At 64.7% G+C, this 453-nt stretch carries 1 pseudogene; it reads left to right on the forward strand.

The annotated features are described in order from the left end of the window. Positions 1-61: 61 nt before the first annotated feature. A pseudogene (locus EN818_RS30800) lies at positions 62-453 on the forward strand (phage tail tape measure protein); the annotation flags it as partial.

The raw sequence follows: 453 nt of genomic DNA on the forward strand, positions 1-453 counted from the left end.
GGCGGTTGGTGATCGGGGCAACGCCCTCGGCCTTTTCCAGTGGAATGACCGCGCTCCGTCGATGCTCAGCGCCATCGGCGGTCGCGGCAACCTTGGCGATGTCGGATCGCAGTTGAATTTCGCATGGAAGGAGCTCCAGACCTCGGAAAGCGGGGTATTGAAGCGGCTTCTGGGAACGACCGACGTTCGCGGTGCGACGGCAGCATTTGGCGGTTTCGAGCGTCCAGAGGGCTTTAGCTGGGCCAACCCCGAGGGCGCACATAACTTCCTCGGCCGTCTCAGCGGCGCGCAGGACGCGCTGTCGAAATTCGGCAGTACGGCCAGCAACGCCACCAGCGCGGTTGGTCAACTCGGCGGTGCATCGTCCAGTGCGCTTTCGAGCCTTGTCTCGTCGACTGGCAACGCGGCCGGCGGTCTCAACGCTCTCGGCTCAGGCGCGGGCAAGAGATCGGA

This window comes from Mesorhizobium sp. M3A.F.Ca.ET.175.01.1.1, from assembly GCF_004791945.1.
In the GTDB taxonomy this organism is placed as follows: Bacteria; Pseudomonadota; Alphaproteobacteria; order Rhizobiales; family Rhizobiaceae; genus Mesorhizobium.